9 protein-coding genes are annotated in these 21,456 nt (G+C 61.7%); 8 read left to right on the forward strand and 1 reads right to left on the reverse strand.

Going from position 1 to position 21,456, the window contains the following annotated elements; all coding sequences use genetic code 11:
* Nucleotides 1-262: 262 nt before the first annotated feature.
* On the forward strand, nt 263-1,534 hold the full coding sequence (locus tag CQR48_RS02510; protein ID WP_101451894.1) for a glutamate-cysteine ligase family protein: 1,272 nt from the start codon (nt 263-265) through the stop codon (nt 1,532-1,534).
* A 43-nt stretch (nt 1,535-1,577) separates the two neighbouring features.
* The gene (locus CQR48_RS02515) at nt 1,578-2,207 is read left to right on the forward strand and encodes a TetR/AcrR family transcriptional regulator (RefSeq protein WP_101451895.1); all 630 of its coding nucleotides are present in this window, start codon (nt 1,578-1,580) and stop codon (nt 2,205-2,207) included.
* Between the two features lie 64 nt (nt 2,208-2,271).
* On the opposite strand, the gene CQR48_RS02520 is transcribed toward CQR48_RS02515, so the two are convergent.
* Entirely contained in the window at nt 2,272-4,593 is a 2,322-nt protein-coding gene (locus tag CQR48_RS02520) for a glycoside hydrolase family 3 N-terminal domain-containing protein (RefSeq protein ID WP_101451896.1), read from the reverse strand.
* 509 nt (nt 4,594-5,102) lie between these two features.
* On the opposite strand from CQR48_RS02520, the gene CQR48_RS02525 reads away from it, so the two are divergent.
* From CQR48_RS02525 to CQR48_RS02550, 6 genes are all read left to right on the forward strand, one after another.
* Nucleotides 5,103-5,768 carry a MarR family winged helix-turn-helix transcriptional regulator gene (locus CQR48_RS02525; protein ID WP_244898907.1) on the forward strand — a complete coding sequence of 222 codons (666 nt, stop codon included), beginning with the start codon at nt 5,103-5,105 and terminating at the stop codon, nt 5,766-5,768.
* Nucleotides 5,765-7,678 (forward strand): ABC transporter ATP-binding protein, encoded by a 1,914-nt coding sequence (locus CQR48_RS02530; RefSeq protein ID WP_101451897.1) that lies wholly within the window; start codon nt 5,765-5,767, stop codon nt 7,676-7,678. Before CQR48_RS02525 ends, CQR48_RS02530 begins: the two co-directional genes overlap by 4 nt.
* Nucleotides 7,675-9,756, forward strand: a complete 2,082-nt coding sequence (locus CQR48_RS02535; protein ID WP_425513407.1) for an ABC transporter ATP-binding protein — start codon at nt 7,675-7,677, stop codon at nt 9,754-9,756. Before CQR48_RS02530 ends, CQR48_RS02535 begins: the two co-directional genes overlap by 4 nt.
* A gap of 399 nt (nt 9,757-10,155) precedes the next feature.
* Nucleotides 10,156-15,069, forward strand: a complete 4,914-nt coding sequence (locus CQR48_RS02540) for a Spy0128 family protein (RefSeq protein ID WP_180335100.1) — start codon at nt 10,156-10,158, stop codon at nt 15,067-15,069.
* A 348-nt stretch (nt 15,070-15,417) separates the two neighbouring features.
* Nucleotides 15,418-18,747, forward strand: coding sequence for a mupirocin-resistant isoleucine--tRNA ligase (ileS, locus tag CQR48_RS02545; RefSeq protein WP_101451899.1), 3,330 nt, complete (start codon nt 15,418-15,420; stop codon nt 18,745-18,747).
* A 314-nt stretch (nt 18,748-19,061) separates the two neighbouring features.
* Complete coding sequence (locus CQR48_RS02550; RefSeq protein WP_101451900.1) at nt 19,062-21,251, forward strand: elongation factor G; 2,190 nt, start codon at nt 19,062-19,064, stop codon at nt 21,249-21,251.
* The last annotated feature ends 205 nt before the right edge of the window (nt 21,252-21,456 follow it).

Genomic DNA, 21,456 nt, shown 5'->3' on the forward strand with positions numbered 1-21,456 from the left:
CGCCGCGGCAGTACTGCCATTCCCGCCCCGCTGTGCCACGCCGCGGATCGTCTGTCTGTCGCCGTCTGTCTGTCTCCGTCGGCACGGTTCGCCGTCGGTGCCGACTGGACGGGCTGGATGCGCGGCATCGTCCCAAAGCAGCGTCGACCCAAGCGGCATCACATCAGGCGGCATCAGACCCTGCAAGGCGCTATCAGTTTTTCGTAGAGCTGAGGGCGCGGCAATCCGCGCGTGGCGGTCCCATTTCGTTTACGATGGCAGCATGAGCACACCACGCATCAGCTACGCGCACATGAATGCCACCGTCAACCCCAAGCACGTTGACAGCCTGGTCCGCTTCTTCGAAAGCGGCGCCAAGCCGGAACGCGATGACGGCTACGGGGTGGAAATCGAGCATCTGCCCGTACGCAATGGCAGCGACCAGGCGGTCAACTACTACGAGCCGAACGGGGTTGAGGAGCTGCTCAACCGTATGCGCCCGTATTATGACGCCGATAAGGAATACTGGGAGAACGGGCATTTGGTTGGGCTTGCCCGAAAAGGGATTTCGATTTCACTGGAGCCGGGCGCCCAAGTCGAATGCTCGATCGGCGTGCTGCACGATCCACAAGAGTTGAGCGAGATTTACGGCCGCTTCCGTGACGAGGTCGATCCGATTCTTGACGCGCTGGACTTCCGCCTGATCAACTACGGTTACCAGCCGAACACCAGCTACGCCGACATTCCGGTCAACCCGAAGAGCCGGTACGAGGCGATGACCGATTATCTGGGACGCGTCGGCCAGTACGGCTTGTGCATGATGCGCGGTTCCGCTTCCACGCAGGTGAGCATCGACTATCAGAACGAGCAGGACGCCGTCCGCAAGCTGCGCGTGGGGACCGCGATCGGCCCGATTCTGGCGTGGTACTTCCGCAACACCCCGTATTTCGAAGGCGTGGAGAACCCGTTCCCGCTGCTGCGCCAGCGCATGTGGGATTTCCTCGACTGCCAGCGCACCAACCTGATCCCCGGTCTGTACGATGACCGTTTCGGTTGGGAGGATTATGCGGTGGACGTGTTGAGCACTCCGATGATGTTCGCCGATCTGACGCATACCCCGGAGGCTGAGGGGCTGCCCGAAGAGCAGAAACACCGCGCCGCGTTCCGCGACAACGCCGACGAGATCTACCCCGACCGCGAGCTCAACGCGTACGAGGTGAACCATGTGCTGTCCACGCATTTCAACGATGTGCGGCTGAAGAACTTCATCGAACTGCGCCACTGGGATTCACTGCCGGTCGAACGTGCCCAACGGTTGACGGAGATCATCGGTTCCCTGTTCTATGACGATGAGAACCTCGGCCGGCTGACATCGTATTTCGATGGGCTGAGCGATCTTGACGTGTTGGAAGCGAAAGCGAACGTGCAGGCGCATGGCAGTGAGGCAACGCCGTATGGGCAGCCGCTTGACTTCTGGCAGGAGTTCCTCGGACTGGAGGGGCTGCTTGCCGATGTGCCGGGGGATCCGGTCCACCCAGACGTGTTCCAGGCCTGAGAGCGCGCTCGGGTTTTCCGTTCGCACCGATACACTCGGGTGTATGGATACTCAGCGCAGCAAGCGGATCCGCAAACCACCGCAGGAGCGTCGACGCGAGGTGCTGAACGCCGCGGTCGAACTCATTGGCGAACGCGGATTCAACGGCATGTCCGTGCAGGATGTCGCTGACCGGGTCGGCATTTCCAAGCAGGGCGTGCTGCGGTATGTCGGCAGCAAAGACAATATGCTGGCGATGGTGTATCACGAATATTACAATGCGATCGGCAGCCCGGAGGAGTTCCGCGCCTCCGGGCTGCCGGGCAGCGGGCCGGGTGCGATGCGGTTCCCCGCCTATCTGCGATTCCTGGTGCAGTGCAATGCGCAGCGGCGCATGCTGGTGCAGTTGTTTTCCATGCTTCAGGTCGAATCGTTCAATCCGCGGCATCCGCTGCATGAGGAGTTCGCCCGTCGGCCGGAAGCGATATGGCGGTATTACAGCGGATTCGCATGGGAGATTCCGCAGTGGGTGGGACAGTGGCAGGATATGCGCCCGCTGGTCCGTCGTGCGATGGAGATCATGGATGGCGTGCAGTTGCGTTGGTTGCGCGAGCCGGCGATTGATTTGTGTGAGGAATGGGCGGCGATGGAGGATTTGCTGTTTCCGCTGCCGCTGTGGGAGGGGTACCGCTGAACCGTCGTGGGTTCGGCGGCACCCCCTGCTCCGTATGTGGTTGGGGCGGAAGTGATGTGGTCGTTTACGCGACGGTGAACGTGGCGCGTTTGAGGTCCGCGCGACGGCTCGAATGGCCGATCAGCACCTCGAACTCGCCGGGTTCCACAAACCTGTGGGCGTCCTGGTCGACGATGGTGCAGTCGGCCACCGGAATGTCGAAGGCCACAATCGTGGTTTCGCCCGGTTTGAGGTGCACGCGTCGGAACGCCTTGAGCTCGCGGTCGGTCCAGCTGTATGAGGTGACGATGTCGCCGATATACAGCTGAACGACTTCGGTGCCTGCCCGGTCGCCGGTATTGGTCAGTGTGATTTCGGCGTGTACCGTGTCATCCACGGTGTATGTCCCGCATGCCGGGGTGTTGGTGATGGCCACTTCGCCGTAGTCGAAGGTGGTGTAGCTCAGTCCTTCACCGAACGCGAATGCCGGATCTTGCGTGAGATCGGCATAGCGGTTGCCGTGTTGACCGCGAATCTGGTTGTAATACACCGGCAGCTGCCCGGCGTGGCGCGGGAAGGTGATGGGAAGCCTGCCGCTGGGATCGGTGAGGCCGAGGATGATTTCGGCGATCGCCTGCCCGCCTTTCATTCCCGGGCTTGGCGCCCACAGGAACGCGCTGACGCCGTCTGCCGCGGATTCGTCCACGATGACGCCGTTGCCGCCGATCACGCATGCGGGCATGACTTGCGGCTTGGAGCTCATCAGCACGACGACCAGCGGTGTGCCGGTTTCGCGTGCCACATTGCTGAGCGCTTCGAGCATGGCGTTCTGGCCGCCGAGCAGTTCCAAGGTCGCGGTCGAGCAGGTTTCTCCGACCAGTTGCACGACGTCGCCGACGACAGCGACGATGAGGTCGCTCTGGCGGGCGTTATCCACGGCTTCGTCGAGCAGCCGCTGGTCGACGGGGGCGCTGACGGCGAGTTTCGGGCGCGGCTGGCCGTCTGGGAAGTATGCGCCTTCCGGGTCATCGACCAGGTCGATGATGTTCGCGCCACGGGAATAGGTGATGTTGCAGCCTTGAGGGGCGAGTTGTTTGAATCCGTCGAGGATTGTGGTGATCATGCCGCGCGGCTGGCCGTCGGGCATCCAGGTGACTTGGCCGGAGTTGCCCGCCCAGTCGCCCAGCTGGTTCTGGGCGTCGTCGGCAAGCGGACCGATGACGGCGATGCGTTTGCCGGCTGCGGCGAACGGCAGCGCCCCGTTGTTGTTCAGCAGGACTGTGGATTCACGGGCGATGCGCAGATTGAGATGCTGATGGGCGTCGCAGCCAACGACTTCTTTGATGCGCCGCTCATCGGGCAATCGGGGGTCTTCGAACAGGCCGAGACGGAACTTGAGCGCGAGGATGCGGCTCACTGCGGCGTCGATCAGCGCTTCGTCCAGCAAGCCGGTGTGCACGGCTTCGATGGCGCCGTCGTAGAACTGCGGTGTGGTCATGATCAGGTCGTTGCCGGCTTTGACCGCGTCTGCTGCGGCTTGCACATAATCGGCTTTGACTTTCTGCTCCCACACCGCGCGACCGACGTTGTCCCAGTCGGTGATCAGCGTGCCTTGGTAGTTCCAATCACCGCGTAGCTTATCGGAGAGCAGCCAGTGGTTGAACGTAACCGGTATGCCGTCGATGGACTCGTAGCCGAGCATGAAGGTGCCGCAGCCTTCTTTGGCGACCCGTTCGAAGGGCGGCAGGAACCATGATTCGAGTTTGCGGTGGGACAGGTCGGCTTCGGAAGCGTCACGGCCTCCTTGGGTCTCGCTGTAGCCGGCGAAATGCTTGGCGCATGCGAGGATGGCGTCGTGGGCGAGCGGCTCGCCGGCTTTGGCGCCGCCTTGGTAGCCCTTGATGATGGCGGAGGCCATGTCGCCGATCAGGGTCGGGTCTTCGCCGAAGGTTTCATCCACGCGGCCCCATCGGGTGTCTCGGGCGATGCACAGTACGGGGGAGAAGGTCCAGTGCACGCCGGTGGCGGAGACTTCTTCGGCGGTTGCGCGGCCGACTGCCTGCACTGCGGCGGGGTCCCAGCTGGCCGCCATGCCCAGTTGCGAGGGGAAGATGGTGGCTCCCGGCCAGAAGGAGTATCCGTGGATGCAGTCGTCGCCGATGAGCAACGGAATGCCGAGGCGTGTTTTGGTGTTCACGGTTTCGACGGCGCGCGGCAGGTCGGCTGGGCTGGTGTGCAGAATCGAGCCGACGTGTTTGGCGACGATGAGATCATCGAGGTCGCCGTTGCGGGCATCGAGTTGCATCATCTGCCCGACTTTCTCTTCGAGGGTCATGCGTCCGAGCAGGTCGGCGATGCGTTGCGATGCAGGCAGTTCTGGGTTTCGGTAGGGAAGATCGTCGGTCATGACGGTTCGCTTTCTTCATCGAGGCGGATTTAGTTACCAACTGGTAGTTTAGTGGTTCGGTCATGATGTGACAAGCGGTGCGGGCGTGTCCGCGGGTCCTCGGGCTGCCGGGAATCGCGGGGATCCGAAGGCTGCGCCGTGCTTCCTTGGGATTGCTGCAAACAGACCGGTTCGGCCGGCGTGGCAACGGCGGATGCTGGCTGTTGCCGGGTGCCGTCGTCGGCCGGTGATGAGCCTCCGCGGCGAGTTGGTTGCCGTAATGCGCCGCAGGGCAGGGGCGGTGACCGTAACCGTGCGGACGGTATCCCGGAGAGCCGTATGTGGACCGTTCGGTCATGGGAAAGCTGCGTGGTCGATGGCAAACCGGTTCGACACGCCGAATGTTGCATATGCAACTGTTGTATGGAGCACCTATTACCATCAACATTCGGAACGTCCACGCCGACCGCCACGGCAACCGCACGTATCCTGCATCACATCCATCATTCGGGCAGTCACAGGGGAAGAACATGACATATGACATCAATCAGTCTGGCATCACGCCTGCTGTCTGCCGCGATGACAGCAGGTCCGGGCCCGGCTGCGCCCCGGCGTCCGATCAGATCCCCCTGGGAGTGGAAATCCAACGGCTCGCCAGGGCGGTCCGCCGGTATCTCGGATTGACGATGCCTGCCAGCGCGCGCGAAGCGACAGACGGCAACGCCAGCATCATCATGTTCCTCGACCGCCATCGCGGTGATGAGATATTCCAGCACGATATCGAAATCCGCTTTTGCATCACCCGGTCCACCGCCTCACGCGTGCTAACCCGCATGGAGCACAAGGGGCTGATCATCCGCAAACCGGTCGCCCGTGACGCCAGGCTCAAACGGATCGAACTCACCGCCAAAGCCGACCGAATCGTCGCCGATCTCGTCGTCAACGGACACTGCGCCGAAACCTCCCTCACCGTGGGTTTTACGCCCGACGAACTCGCCCAATTACGCAACTATCTCGCCCGGCTTCATCAGAATATGGACACCGCGCTCGACATCGCCGCCCAATCCCAAGCCACCCGGGCGCCGGCGCAGTCCACGGACCAGCCGGAACCGTCACAGACCGTCGGCTGCCTCGCCGCAAGCATCATCCACTATGACCGGAACACCATCAAGGAAGGAAAGGAACGCAACCAGTGACCGCACAACAGCTCGCGACTACACGCGACGCCGCCGACGCGCCGGCAAAACCAACGCACGTCATCCGCACACTGCTTCACAGCCTGCGCGAATACAAGAAGGAAAGTCTGCTTACACCGCTCGCCGTCGCCGTTGAGGCGATTATGGAAATCGTCATCCCGACGGTCATGGCGAACCTCATCGACCAGGGCATCTCCGGCGGCTCCATGCCTGCCGTGTGGAAATTCGGCCTGATCCTGTTCCTGTGCGCGCTCGTCTCGTTTGCCGCCGGCACGCTCGCCGGCCGGTTCGCCGCCGTCGCCTCCGCGGGCTTCGCGAAGAACCTCCGCCACGACGTGTTCGCCAAGGTGCAGGGCTTCAGCTTCACGAATATCGACCGTTTCTCCACCGGCTCGATCATCACCCGCAGCACCACCGATGTGACCAACCTGCAGAACTCCTACCAGATGATCGTCCGCATCGGCGTGCGCGCCCCTGTCATGATGATCGCCGCATGGATCTGCTCGTTCCGCATCAGCAAGCCGATTTCGCTGGTATATCTTGCGATCATCCCGATTCTCGGCATCGCGCTGTTCGCGATCGTCCTTCTGGTGCACCCGATTTTCGAGCGCGTCTTCCATACCTACGACAAGCTCAACAACGACGTGGATGAGAACCTCCAAGGCGTCCGCGTGGTCAAGTCGTACAACCGCGAAGACCATGAGATCGAGAAGTTCGGCCGCATCTCCCGCGCCATCTACCGTGATTTCGTCAAGGCGGAACGCATACTGAGCTTCAACGCCCCGCTTATGGACGCGTGCATCTACATCGCCCTGCTCGCGGTGTCCTGGATGGGTGCGCAGCAGATCGTGGTCTCCGGGAACAATGCGGCGCACGGCCTGACCACCGGCGACCTGACCGCACTGGTGACCTACGCGCTGCAGATTCTCATGGCGCTCATGATGATTTCGATGGTGTTCGTCATGTTCATCATCTCGCAGGCGTCCGCCGAGCGTATCTGCCAGGTGTTGCAGGAGCGCAGCACCGTCACCGACCCCGACCACCCGATTGAGCAGGTGCCGGACGGTTCCATCGAATTCGACCATGTGACCTTCCGCTATTCGCGCAACTCGGAGAAGCCGGTGCTTGACGACATCAATCTTGACATCCCCTCAGGTTCGGTGGTCGGCATCATCGGTGGCACGGGCTCGTCCAAATCCAGCCTCGTGCAGCTGATTCCGCGTCTATACGATGTGACTGAAGGCTCGCTGAAGGTCGGCGGGCATGACGTGCGTGAATACGATCTGCAAGTCTTGCGCGACCAGGTCGCCATGGTATTGCAGAAGAACGTGCTGTTCAGCGGCACCATCGCCGATAACCTGCGTTGGGGCAACCCGGAGGCCACCGACGAGCAGATCCGCCATGCTGCGCAGATCGCTCAGGCGGACGGCTTCGTCCAGGAATTCCCCGACAAGTACGACACCATGATCGAACAGGGCGGTACGAACGTGTCCGGTGGTCAGCGTCAGCGCCTGTGCATCGCCCGCGCGCTGCTGAAGAACCCGAAGATCCTGATTCTGGACGATTCCACCAGCGCGGTGGACACCAAGACCGACCAGTTGATTCGCGAAGGCCTGCGCTCCGAGGCGCCGGACGTCACGAAGATCATCATCGCCCAGCGGTTGAGTTCCGTGCAGGACGCTGACATGATTCTGGTCATGGCGGACGGCCGCATCATGGACAAGGGCACGCATGAGCAGCTGTTGAAGACCAGCGATGAATACCGCGCGATCTACGAGCTGCAAACCAAGAACCACGGCGAAGCGGGTGCCGCGGATGGTGCCACGGGCACCCCGAGTGCCGCGAATGTCCCGGACGCCGCAACCAGCCAGTCCACCGCAAACACCGCACAGGAAGGAGAGGCACGATGAGCACGCAGAACACCACGAAACCCATGGATGCCGCCAAGCCCGACGACGTGTCGGCGAAACCTGGCGCCCGGACCTCTGTGTCTGGAGCCGGCCGCAAGCCGCGCCCGAAAGTCCCGCGCGGCACCGTGAAACGCCTGTGGGGCTACATCTCCCAATACCCGGTGCGTCTGGTCATCGTCGTCCTGTCGATCATCGTGTCCGCCGCCGCGCAGGCGCTGTCCATCGCGTTCCTGCAGCGGCTCGTCGACACGTACATCATCCCGCTGGTCACCGCCACCCACCCCGACTGGGGGCCACTGATCCGTGCGCTCACCATGCTCGCCATCATGTACGCGGTCGGCACGTTCTGCGCGTGGCTGTGGGGCTGGCTGATCATCGATATCGAGCAGGGCACGCTCAAGAAGATCCGCGACGACATGTTCGCCCACCAGCAGCGTCTGCCGATCCGCTACTTCGACACCCACGAGCACGGCGACGTGATGAGCCGGTACACCAACGACACCGACACCTTGCGGCAGGCGATTTCGCAGTCCTTCCCGCAGATGTTCTCCTCGCTGCTGTCCGCGCTCGCATCCCTGATCGCGATGATGTGGCTGTCCGTGCCGTTCGCGCTGTTCACCCTTGCGTTCGCGATTATCCTGTTCGTGTTCGTCAACAAGCTCGTCGCCCGCTCCGGCAGCCAGTTCGTGCGTCAGCAGCGCGTGCTCGGCGATGTCAACGGTTTCGTCGAGGAAGCGGTCAACGGTCAGAAAGTCATCAAGGTGTTCAACCACGAGGACGCCACGCAACGCGAATTCGACCGCCGCAACGTCGAACTGTTCGATGCGGCCGCCAAGGCGAACACCTACGGCAACATCACCATGCCGATCGTGAACAACTCCGGCTACCTGCTGTATGTCGCCACCGCGATTCTCGGCGCGTGGGCGGGCCTGTCCGGCATGCACAACTTCGGCTTCGGCGGCGCCGGGACCATGACTCTCGGCACGGTCATCGCCATGCTCACCCTGTCGCGCGGATTCATCAACCCACTCGGCCAGGTCTCCATGCAGTTCACCATGGTCATGATGGCGCTCGCCGGCGCCTCGCGCATCTTCGCTTTGATGGATGAGCCGGTGGAAGCCGATGGCGGTACGGTCACGCTTGTCAACGTCGAACTCGGCGAAGACGGGCGCACGATGACGGAAACCGACCGGGAGACGCAGCATTGGGCGTGGAAACGCGCGGCGGATGACGACGGCACGCGTTCGCTCGCCGCCGCAGCGAAACTGCGCGGCCAGGCCCGTGAAGTCGCCGCCAAGGCCAAGGAGAGCGCAATCACTTCACCGGACGGCCGGTACACGCTGCTGCGCGGCGATGTGCGCTTCACCGATGTGACCTTCGGTTACGATCCGTCCAAGCCTGTGCTGCATGACATCACGTGGTTCGCCAAGCCGGGTCAGAAGGTCGCGCTGGTTGGTGCGACGGGTGCGGGCAAGACCACGGTCACGAACCTCATCAACCGCTTCTACGATATCCAGGAAGGCCAGATCCTGTATGACGGCATCGACGTACGCAACATCCGCAAGCCGGATTTGCGCCGTTCGCTCGGCATCGTGCTGCAGGATGTGAACCTATTCACCGGCACGGTGATGGACAACATTCGTTACGGACGTCTTGACGCGACGGACGAGGAATGCATCGAGGCGGCGAAACGCACGAATGCGGACGGATTCATCCGCATGCTGCCGGAGGGCTATCACACCGTGCTGTCCGGTGATGGTTCCGGTCTGTCGCAGGGGCAGCGCCAGTTGATCTCGATTGCGCGCGCTGCTGTGGCCGATCCGCCGGCGATGATTCTGGATGAGGCGACCAGCTCAATCGATACCCGCACCGAAGAGGTCGTGCAGGCGGGTATGGACGCGTTGATGAAGGGCCGTACGGTCTTCGTGATCGCGCACCGGCTGTCCACTGTCCGCAATGCGGATGTGATCATGGTACTCGACCATGGCCGGATCATCGAACGAGGCAACCATGACGAGCTCATCGCCCAGCGCGGCGAGTACTACCAGCTGTACACCGGAGCGCTCGAACTCGAGTAGCGCGACAACAGCCAGAAAACCCACCATCTGTCTACGCTCAACTCACTGTTAGTGTAAGCAGCCGGTGGGTTTTTTCTGCCTCTGCCAACGCTGAGGTGCTGGTGAGCGTCGGTGTTCTGTTTCTGCCGACGCTGGGGTGTCCGTGAGCGTCGGTAGAAGGTGGGGGAGGGGTTGGTGGTGGCTTGTGAGTTCACTCACATTTCATATATTTGGCATCAATGCGGGTATCGGGTTTGGTACTATCGAACCGGTTTGATGTCGAAGTGTTGTCAGGTTGCGTCCTGCGTGCACATCAGGTCGTTGCATGGGGAAACGCTTGACAGGCGGGGGCGGAAGCAGTGGTATCGCGCCTGCCGGATATATATGGATGCGAACAGTCGCAAGTGGGGAGAGCCACACGTGCAGAAGCCAACAGTCCGTCGCCGATTGATCGTCGTCGTCGCGTTGTTGTGCGCGACCGCCATCATTGTGCCGTCGATGCTTCTACGGGGAACCGCAGCATCAGCCGCAGACGATGCGTCCAACGCGGCGTCGGGCATCATCACCCGCAAGTTGACCATTCACAAGTGGGGCAACGACGCGGCCGGCAACCCGCAGTACGACACCTCGGCATCGTCATCCACCGGTGAAAGCATCCGCAAGGAAATCCCCGGCGCGCAGCTGAAGCTCACCACGAGCGACGGCTACATCAAGAAAGACAGCTCTTCCGACGTAGACGTGACCATTGCTGCGGACGGCAAGTCAGCCAGCTGGACCAGCACCTCGACCGCCCTAGCGGTTCAAGTCGCGGCGGGTTCTTACACCTTGCATGAAGAGAAGGCCCCGAAGGATTACCACAGCGCAGCCGATGTGACCTTCACTGTCCCGCAATACAAAGAGGCCGTCGATACATCGAAGGACTGGAAAGCGACAAGCGAATTCCCCGTCAAAGCCGACACCACGAACCCGTGGGAGTACAAGGACGTTACATGGACGAGCCGCCAGGCGATCGCCACCACCGGCGACGACAAGAGGGTCGACCCGCTTCCCTCGATCTCCGTCACCGACGGCAGCGGAACATCGTCCGTCGTCTACTGCTACAACTATCTGAGCACGGCGCCGCGAGGACCCCAGGCTTCCAGCGGCACGCAGTACACCCGGTACAACGAAGCCGAGGGCTCTATCGCCATGCTCTGGACCAGCGCAGCGTACAGGCTCCAGTCCGACAGCTACGGCCCCATCTCCGACTCTGCGGAATTCGTGCGCCGCATCATGTCGGTCGTCACGCGCGGATATCCGAACAACACCACCATTGCGGACAACAACCCCACCGATTTGCTGGCCGGTCTCGACGCGAACCAACAGCGCATGGTCACCCAGCTCGCCGTGTGGCATTACACGGACGGCGCCTATGCCAACAAGTTCGCTCCAAGCTACTCCTTCGCGAAGCTCGTCGAGCCAACTGCCGGCAACTACTACCGTTTCAATCAGGCGATGATTGACGCCTACCAGAAGCTCATCAACCCGACCGGCTACACGCTCCAGGCCAGCGAGGCGCTCCAGCTGTACCAGCCGGGCCGTGAGGTGAAGAACTACCAGAATCTCCTGGGCACCACCACCATCACGCCGAGTGCCATGGATGCGAACATCGTCGACGATTCCATTGACTACTCCAAGAACCCCGCCACCGCCACTATCAAGGGCACCAAGACCATCAACGGCAAGAAGTGGTCCGAATACGGTACTACGGGCGATGACGCTACCGTCCGCAACCTGTTCAAAAACTTCAAGTTCCGTATCGCAACCGATACGAACGCCCCGCTGCCCGCCAGCGACACCGCGACCGTAGGTGATGATGGCACCTTCACCTTCGGTGACATTACCTACACCCAGCCAGGCACCTACGTGTATTCGGTAGCCGAGATTCCGGGGGACAATCCCGACGTCGGCTATGACAGTACAGCGCATACGGTGACCGTCAAAGTCACCAAAGGCACCGGGGCGGATGCGGGCAAGCTCGTCGCCGCTGTGCATTACGCCGACACCGGCGGCATCACGGTGAACAACGTCTACACCAAGGACGCCACGGCGCAGCTGGAAGTCACCAAGACCATCGACGGCAAGATTCCGGAGCGCGGCGCCTACAGTTTCAAGGTCCAGGCCAACGGCGACGCCCCGATGCCGCAAGGTGTCGCCGCGGGAGGCTCGACCACCATCACCAATGATTCGGTCGGCAAGGCGATTGTCAGCCCGATTGTCTTCACTAAAGCGGGCACCTACACCTACGACATCACTGAAATCAAGCCCGGTGACGCCGACGCTGGCATCAGCTATGACACCGGCACGGTGACCGCGACCGTCACGGTGACGCGAGACGATGCCACGAACGAGCTCGAGGCTACTGTCTCCTATAGCAAGGAAGCCGTCGACGGCACCGTTACCACGGGCACTGGCGGCAACGCCTTCCTGAACGCCACGATCGCCCCGAACCCGGTCGACGTCTCGATCGGTGCGAAGAAGACGCTCGACGGCAAAACCGGCTTCGCCGCAAACACTTTCTTCTTCACGCTGCAGGCCAATGAAGACGGCGCGCCCATGCCAGCTTCGGCAAACAACGGCTTGTCGTCCACTGCCTATGCCAGCAGCGACGGTTCTATCAACTTCGGCACCATCCGCTACGCCGCGGAAGGCATCTACACCTACACGATGACCGAAAGCAAAGGCACCGACGCGGGCATCGCCTACGATTCCTCCGTGGTACTGGTGACAGTCAAGGTCACGCGCGACAAGGCGACCAACAAGCTGTCCGCAGCAGTCACTTACAGCGCGAACGGCACGGATTCCGCCGATCCGCCGACCTTCAAGAACACGACGATCAAGCCCGAAGACATCAAGGAACACCTGTATTCCTACAAGACACTCGCCGGCAAACCCGCATCCAGCGGCCAATTCACCTTCCGTCTCACGGCGGCGAAGGACACGCCGATGCCTTCGACCTGCACCACCCAGGCGACCGACGAAAACGGCGATATCTACTGCCTGAGCGCGAACGGCGAGAACGGTCTCATCGATTTCGGCCCAATCGTGTACTCCAAGGCCGGAACGTACCGGTACACGATGACCGAGGAGGCGCCGAGCGATCCGTTCATTTCCAAGGACACCGCGTCTCACTTCGTGACCGTCACCGTGACGCGCGACCCGAGCACGAACAAGCTCAGCGACACGGTAAGCTACGACGCCGGTGACGCGCCGGCTGGCTTCTCGAACAGCTATGTCAAGGCTGTGCCCACCACCGCGCAGCTGCGACTGACTAAAATGTTGGACGGCATCCCCGCGAGCACCGACGGCCAGTTCTCCTTCGAGCTGCAACCGGTGTCTACGGACGCCACTGATACCGACGGCAACGCGGCGAGCGTGCCGATGCCTTCCGACGCTACGGCCAACTCCGACGGCACGCCGACCTCGACCACGACCAACCAGGGTGCCGGCCACGCCTCCTGGGGTGATATCACCTTCGAATACCCCGGCGTCTACAACTATGCGATCCACGAAGTCACTGGAACCGATTCCGACATCGTATACGACAGCAACGTGTACGCCGCGAAAGTGACTGTGACGCGCAACAGCGACAACACGCTGTCCTCATCCGTCAGCTACGCGGGCAGTGACGCGTTGCTGGTGATCCAGAACACCACGACCACCGGTTGGGTGCAGATCAAAGCGACAAAACTGCTTGACGGGAGCCCCGCGAAAGCCGGCCAATTCACCTTCTCCGTCACTCCGTCAGACAACGCGCCGAAACTGACGAACACGACGGTGACCAATGGCGACGATGGCCTGATCAACTTCACCGTGCCGATCACCCTCGCTGACCTCAACGGCAAGGATTCCGCCAAGTTAACCTACACCTTCCGCGAGGTGGACGGCGGCGATCCGACCATCGAATACGACACCACCGACCGCACAGCGACCGTCTTGGTGAAGAAAGTCGTCAAGGACGGTGTAACCGGTTTGCGGGCGATGGTGGTGATTGACAAAGACAAGACGAGTGACGACGACCAGAACAAGGACTACGTAGCCTACGGCTGGGACGGTGTGACCGACGGCACGATCTACCATGCCAAGGCGGGGGTGACCATCACCCAGGACAATTTTGACGATGCATCGAACTTCGAGGTGGCCGCCACACCCGACCAAGGCAACGCCTATACGAAGCATTACCCGAAGATCTACAACACCACGAAGCCGGTGACGCCTGCGACCACGAACATTACGGCCACCAAGACGATGGACGGCGTGGCGGCGGCTGACGGGGCATACTCGTTCACGCTTACCGATCCGACCGGCAGCGCTCCCATGCCTTCTGGCGCTACGACTTCGACATCCACCGATGCTGACGGCAAGACCACTACCGTTCAGACCGTGACCGTCACGAACGGGAAGAACGGCGCCATCGACTTTGGAACCATCACCTATGCGCAAGCGGGTTTATACCAGTACACGATTACGGAAAATATTCCCAAGGAAGCGGCTACTGGCACAACGTTGTATGACACGACGACCCACACCGCTTCAGTGGGGGTCGTGCGTTCGTCGTCCGACCCGAACAAGCTTGTTGCGACCGTGGTCTACGACACGTCCACCCCGCCGGTGTTCGCGAACACCACCGTGCCGACCACCGCGGTGAAGGTGAGCAAGACCGTGGAAGGCGGGTGGCCTGCGGGCGCCCAATACGCCTTCACCATGACCGTGCTCGACGCGAATGACGACGGCGGCTCAAGCGATGGGGCCGGTCCGTTGCCGTCCGCCGCGACGCTTACCTTGTCCAAGGGCTCGGACGGATCGGCGAATCCCGGTTCCTTCGAGGCGTTCCCGTACACCGCGGCCGACGCGGGGAAGACGTATGTGTACGAAATCCGTGAAAACGGCGCAAACGGCGGTGCCGCTGGAACTGGCGGTATTGACGGTGCGACCGGAATCAAGTATTCGAAGGCCGTCTACCGGGTGATCGTCACCGTCAAGGACACGGTCACCGATGCCACACAGCGTAAGCTCGGCAACAGGGCCGGAGTCAAGGTCATGCAAGTGATTGATGATGACGGTAATGCGCTCGACACGCCGAAGGTCGTCTACGATTCGAGCGCCAGTGACGATACCGGCAAATCCAGCGCCAATCAGTTGGACTTCACCAACAAACGGGTGATCACCGCCCTGCCACTGACCGGCGGCTCGACCGCGCGGACGCTGATTTCCTGCGGTCTGATTGCAATCATCGCCGCCCTTGTCTGCGCTGAAATCGCCCGACGCCTGCGCCGAGCCGGTCAGCCCGCGTGACTCCGGTCGGTTGTCTGCGCTGAGCCGGCCAATCCGCTTGATCGGTCCGGCACGCTCGTCCCGCCCGCGGTGCTATCATGGCGGCTGTATGAGACGATGATCCGTTATCAGCGGGGAGTCTTCGGAAGAACAGGGCCCGGCAAATCGACGAATCGGCGGCGTATCACATCACCGAATCGGCGAATGTCAAGTCCCCAGTAGAACCGACGGGTCCGGCCCGACACAGCTGGACACAAGCGGTCGCGCACAACCGGCACCCGGCAATGCGCGGCAAGCGAGGTGGTACCGCGGCGCGGGCACGAGCCCCGTCGTCCTCGTGGCAACGTCAACCAGCCAGTCGAGGAGAATATGGTGAGCGAAACCACCGATCACGTGTATCCCAAGGCATCAACCGGCGAGCAGAGCGCCAAAGTCGCGCCGAACCCGGACTTCCCCAAACTCGAGGAATCGGTCCTCGACTATTGGGACACCGACGACACCTTCAACAAATCCGTGGGACGCCGCCCGTCCGGCGACCACAGCCAGAACGAGTTCGTGTTCTTCGACGGCCCGCCGTTCGCCAACGGCCTGCCGCACTACGGCCATCTGCTGACCGGCTATGCGAAGGACGTCATCCCGCGCTACCAGACCATGAAGGGCCACAAGGTCAACCGCGTGTTCGGATGGGACACGCACGGTCTGCCCGCAGAGCTCGAAGCGCAGAAGGAACTCGGCATCGACTCGGTCGACGACATCAACAAGATGGGCATCGCCAAGTTCAACGACGCCTGCCGTGCCTCCGTGCTCAAATACACCAACGAATGGCGTGAATACGTGCACCGTCAGGGTCGCTGGGTGGACTTCGACCACGGCTACAAGACGCTCAACATCCCATACATGGAATCCGTGATGTGGGCGTTCAAGCAGCTGTACGAAAAGGGCCTGGCCTACAAGGGCTACCGCGTGCTGCCGTACTGCCCGAAGGACCGCACCCCGCTGAGCAACCACGAGTTGCGCATGGACGCGGACGTCTACCAGGACCGTCAGGACACTTCAATCTCCGTGGCCGTCAAGCTGCGCGACGAGGACGCCTACGTCGTGTTCTGGACCACCACGCCGTGGACCGTGCCCGGCAACCTTGCCATCGTGGTCGGCGCCGACATCGACTATGTCGAGGTCGAGCCTGCGGAAGGCAAGTTCGCCGGCAAGCGCTTCTACATCGGCAAGCCGCGTCTTGAGGCCTTCGCCAAGGAACTCGGCGAGAACTACACGGTCGTGCGCGAACTCAAGGGCTCTGAGCTCGAAGGCCGCAAGTACTGGCCCGTGTTCCCCTACTACGCTTCCGACGCGCAGCTGGCCGAAGGCGGTACGCCCGGCCCCAACGCATTCACCATCTTCACCGCGGATTACGTCGACACCGTCGAAGGTACCGGCATCGTGCATCAGGCACCCTACGGCGAGGACGATATGGCGACGCTTAACGCCAAGGGCATCAAGAGCGTCGATTACCTCGACGAAGGCTGCGTTTTTACCTCCGAATGCCCCGAATACGAGGGCCAGTATGTGTTCGATGCCTCCAAGTCCGTGTTGCGCGACCTGCGCAACAGCACCGGCCCGCTCGCGCGCATCCCCGAGGAGCATCGCGCTCTGCTGTTCCAGGAGAAGAGCTACGTGCACTCCTACCCGCACTGCTGGCGTTGCGGCACCCCGCTGATCTACAAGCCGGTGTCCAGCTGGTTCGTCTCGGTCACGAAGATTAAGGACCGCCTGCTCAAGCACAATCAGGAAATCAACTGGATACCGTCCAACGTCAAGGACGGCCAGTTCGGCAAGTGGCTCGCCAACGCGCGCGACTGGTCCATCAGCCGCAACCGCTTCTGGGGCTCGCCGATTCCGGTGTGGGTGAGTGACGACCCGAAGTATCCGCGCGTCGACGTGTACGGTTCGCTTGACGAGCTCAAGGCTGATTTCGGCGGTTACCCGCGCGACGACAAGGGCGAGATCAACATGCATCGTCCGTATATCGACCGCCTGACCCGCCCGAACCCGGACGATCCGACCGGCAAGAGCCATATGCACCGCATCACCGACGTGCTCGACTGCTGGTTCGAATCCGGCTCCATGCCGTTCGCGCAGTTCCATTACCCCTTCGAGAACAAGGAGTATTTCGAGCAGCACTTCCCGTGCGACTACGTGGTCGAGTACATCGGCCAGACGCGCGGCTGGTTCTACACGCTGCACATCATGGCAACCGCACTGTTCGACAAGCCGGCGTTCAAGAACGTCATCTGCCATGGCATCGTGCTCGGTTCCGACGGCCAGAAGATGAGCAAGCACCTGCGTAACTACCCGGATGTCAACGGTGTGTTCGACAAATTCGGTTCCGACGCCATGCGTTGGTTCCTCATGAGCTCGCCGATTCTGCGCGGCGGCAACCTCATCGTCACGGCGGACGGTATCCGCGACACCGTGCGCCAGGTCATGCTGCCGGTGTGGAGCTCGTACTACTTCTTCACGCTGTACGCGAACGCGGCGAACGGAGGCAAGGGCTTCGACGCACGTCGTCTGCGCGCCGACGAGGTCGACGGCCTACCGCGCATGGACCAGTATCTGCTGGCCCGTACGCGCCTGCTGGTTGAACGCGTCGAGAAGTCGCTGGATGATTTCGCAATCTCCGATGCGTGCGAGGCGGTCACCGATTTCATCGACGTGCTGACCAACTGGTACATCCGCAACACGCGTGACCGCTTCTGGAACGAGGACGAGAACGCGTTCAACACGCTGTACACCGTGCTGGAAACCTTCATGCGCGCGCTCGCCCCGCTCGCCCCGATGGAGGCGGAAACCGTGTGGCGTGGTCTGACCGGCGGCGAATCCGTGCATCTGGCGGATTGGCCGTTCCTTGCTGACGAGAAGACTGGCGAGCCCACGGAGCTTGGTCTTGTGCTCAAGGCCAATGATGCGCTTGTGTCTGCGATGGACCAGGTGCGCGAGGTGGTTTCCGCGACCCTGTCGCTGCGCAAGGCTGAGCAGATTCGCGTGCGTCAGCCGCTGAGCAAGCTCACCGTCGTGGTCGCCGACCCGGAGGCGGTCGAGGATTACGTCGAGATTCTGAAGTCAGAGCTCAACGTGAAGTCCGTGGACTTCTCGACTCTCGAGGATGCGCCGGAACACGGGCTGAAGATTATCAACCAGCTCAAGGTCAATGCGCGCGCCGCCGGCCCGCGTCTGGGCAAGCAGGTGCAGTTCGCCATCAAGGCGTCCAAGACGGGTGCCTGGCATGTGGATGCCGCGACCGGCGCTCCTGTGGTCGAGACGCCGAACGGCGATATCGCGCTCGAGGATGGCGAGTTCGAGGTCATCAATCGCGTGGAGGAGCAGGATGCCAAGCAGGCCGCTAATTCGGTGTCCTCGGCCTTGCCGTCCAGCGGGTTCGTGATTCTCGACACCGCGCTCGACGACGATTTGCTGGCCGAAGGCTACGCGCGTGACGCGGTCCGTGCGGTGCAGGATGCCCGAAAGGAAGCCGATTTCAACATCTCTGACCGAATCGTGCTGACCCTGACCGCACCCGTGGCGGATGCGCCGAAGCTTGAGCAGTTCCGTGACCTGATCGCCCACGAGACGCTCGCCACGACGCTCGACATCAAGCCGAGCGATACCGCCAAGGAACTCGAGGTCGCCGTCGCCAAGGCGTGACGCCTCGGGGCGTTGAGCTGGTGGGCGTGATGCCCGCTGGTTCGACACCCAAGGGGTGCATCTTGTTGAGTATCGACGCTCCTAACCTCACAAACTGGTTACGCTGGTGAGTCCGCTAGCGTAGCCAGTTTGTGTATCTGCCCACCCGCATCCCTGTTTCTGCCGACGCTGAGACTACTGTCAGCGTGGGTAGAAGGTTGGGGGAGAGATAGGAGTCGGGGGCGGCGTGCATACCGGCAGCGATGACGCCGTGGCGGTCTACCATAGAAGACTCAGGCGCCGCACAGCGCCGGTTACCGACCGACAGGAGCATGATGAAGCAGATCGTCGCGGGCGTGCTCGCCCACGTGGATGCGGGCAAGACCACCCTCTCCGAAGCGATGCTCTACGTGTCCGGCGAAGTGCGTCGGCTTGGCCGCGTCGATCATGGCGACGCATTCCTCGATACCGACGCGTTGGAAAAACGACGTGGCATCACCATCTATTCCAAAGACGCGATCATCGACTATCCGGGTATGCGCTTGACCCTGCTCGACACGCCTGGGCACGTGGATTTTGCCGCTGATATGGAACGCACGTTGGGTGTGCTCGATGTCGCTCTGCTCGTCATCTCAGCCGTCGACGGCGTGCAAGGTCATACCGAGACTCTGTGGCGATTGCTGGAGCGCTATCATGTGCCGACCTTCATCGTCATCAATAAAATCGACGCGCTCGCTCCCGGCATTTCGCGCGATGACGTGCTCGCCGGCATCCGCAAGCGATTTGGCGAGGTGTGCGTGGATGCCGGATTGCCGCAGAATTCTGCCGATATCGCTGAGAATGCGGATACCCCGGTCACTGCGGACACCCCCGTACCTTCGGATGCTTCAATTACCGCAGACGCCCATGCAGCCACGGGCGCATCAACTGGCATGATTGCCGGCGGCTCGTCCGCCCACGCCCAAATTTCCGCCGGTTCCCGAATGGAACACGATGAGGATGTTGCCGCGCTCGACGAATCCGCGCTCGACGAATACTGCGACACCGGCCGGATCAGCCCGGCGACCATCAGCCGGATGATCGCGCAACGCAAGCTCGTCCCGTGTATGTGGACGTCAGCGCTGCAATTGCAAGGCATCCGCTATCTGCTGGATGCGCTTGCCGCGTACGCTCCTGAGCCGCGCTATGACGGATACGGCGACAACTCTTCCGACAACACTTCCGTCAATCATGGCAAAGATAACGCCGATAACAGTAGTAATCACAGCAATGGCAAGGATTTCGGCGCCCGTGTGTTCCGCATTTCGCATGACGCCCAGCACAACCGGCTCACTTGGCTGAAAGTGACCGGCGGCGAACTGCCGGTGAAAAGCGAGATTGAACCGTACGGAAAAATCGACCAGATTAGGCGATATTCCGGCGCGAAATACGATATCCTGCAATCCGCCCCCGCCGGAACAGTTTGTGCGGTGACCGGTCTGGAAGGCACGGTGCCAGGTCAGGGACTCGGCATGCAGACGGACGCCTCGCATCCACTGCTTGAACCGGTGCTCACCTACACGGTTACGGCCACCGATGGCACGGATACGCACAAACTGTTGGGTGCGCTACGTGAACTCGAGGACGAGGAACCGCTGTTGCACGTGCGGTGGATCGAGCGTCTTGAGGAGATTCACATCCAGCTCATGGGCGCTGTCCAGCTGGAAATCGTGCAGGAACTGCTGCGCACGCGCTTCGGCATCGAAGTTGCGTTCGATCGCGGGGGCATCGTATACCACGAGACCATAGATACGCCGGTCGAAGGGGTGGGTCATTTCGAACCGTTGCGGCACTACGCGGAAGTGCACCTGCTGCTGGAGCCGCTCGAGCGTGGCAGCGGACTCCAATTCGCCAGCGATTGCAGTTTGGATGTGCTCGACCGCAACTGGCAGCGCCTAATCATGACGCATATGCGCGAACGCGAGCATCTGGGCGTGCTTATCGGCGCGCCAATCACCGATATGCGGATTACGTTGCTGACCGGTCGGGCGCATGACAAGCACACTGAAGGCGGGGATTTCCGTCAGGCGACGTATCGCGCAATCCGCGAAGGACTTATGCAGGCGCGTCAGGGCGGGCATTGCCATGTGCTTGAACCGTGGTACCGCTTCCGTCTGGAGTTGCCCGCCGACCAGGTGGGGCATGCGATGGCTGATATCCAGCGGATGAGTGGTACGTTCGACCCGCCTGAAAATGACGGCACGACGGCGGTGCTGGAGGGCGAGGCGCCCGTCGAAGGCATGCGTGATTACGCGATGGATGTCAACGCGTACACGCACGGACGCGGGTCGCTGACCTGCGTGTCGGAGGGCTACCGACCGTGCCACGACGAGGACGCGGTCATCGCTGCAGCCGAGTATGATCCCGAAGCCGATCTGGAGAACACTCCGGATTCGGTGTTCTGCGCGCATGGTGCCGGGTATCCGGTCAAATGGTACAAAGTGCCGGAGTTCATGCATCTGCCGTTCGCGTGGCAGCAGGCGTAGCAGGGTCGGTGGTTATTGCGGCCGGCGGAATCGGTGGAATCGCGATGATAGGGGTAGACGGTGATGACACGGGTTCGCCCTTGCGGGAGCGGACTTTCTGGGGACCTACCGTGAAGTGATTGATCATGGGCGGCAGGGGGATTTCTCGCTGCCGACGCCCGGTTATCAGGTGCTCCGATCCTGGTGTTCTCCTTGCCGTGTGTTC

This window comes from Bifidobacterium thermophilum (assembly GCF_002846655.1).
GTDB classification, from domain to species: domain Bacteria; phylum Actinomycetota; class Actinomycetes; order Actinomycetales; family Bifidobacteriaceae; genus Bifidobacterium; species Bifidobacterium thermophilum.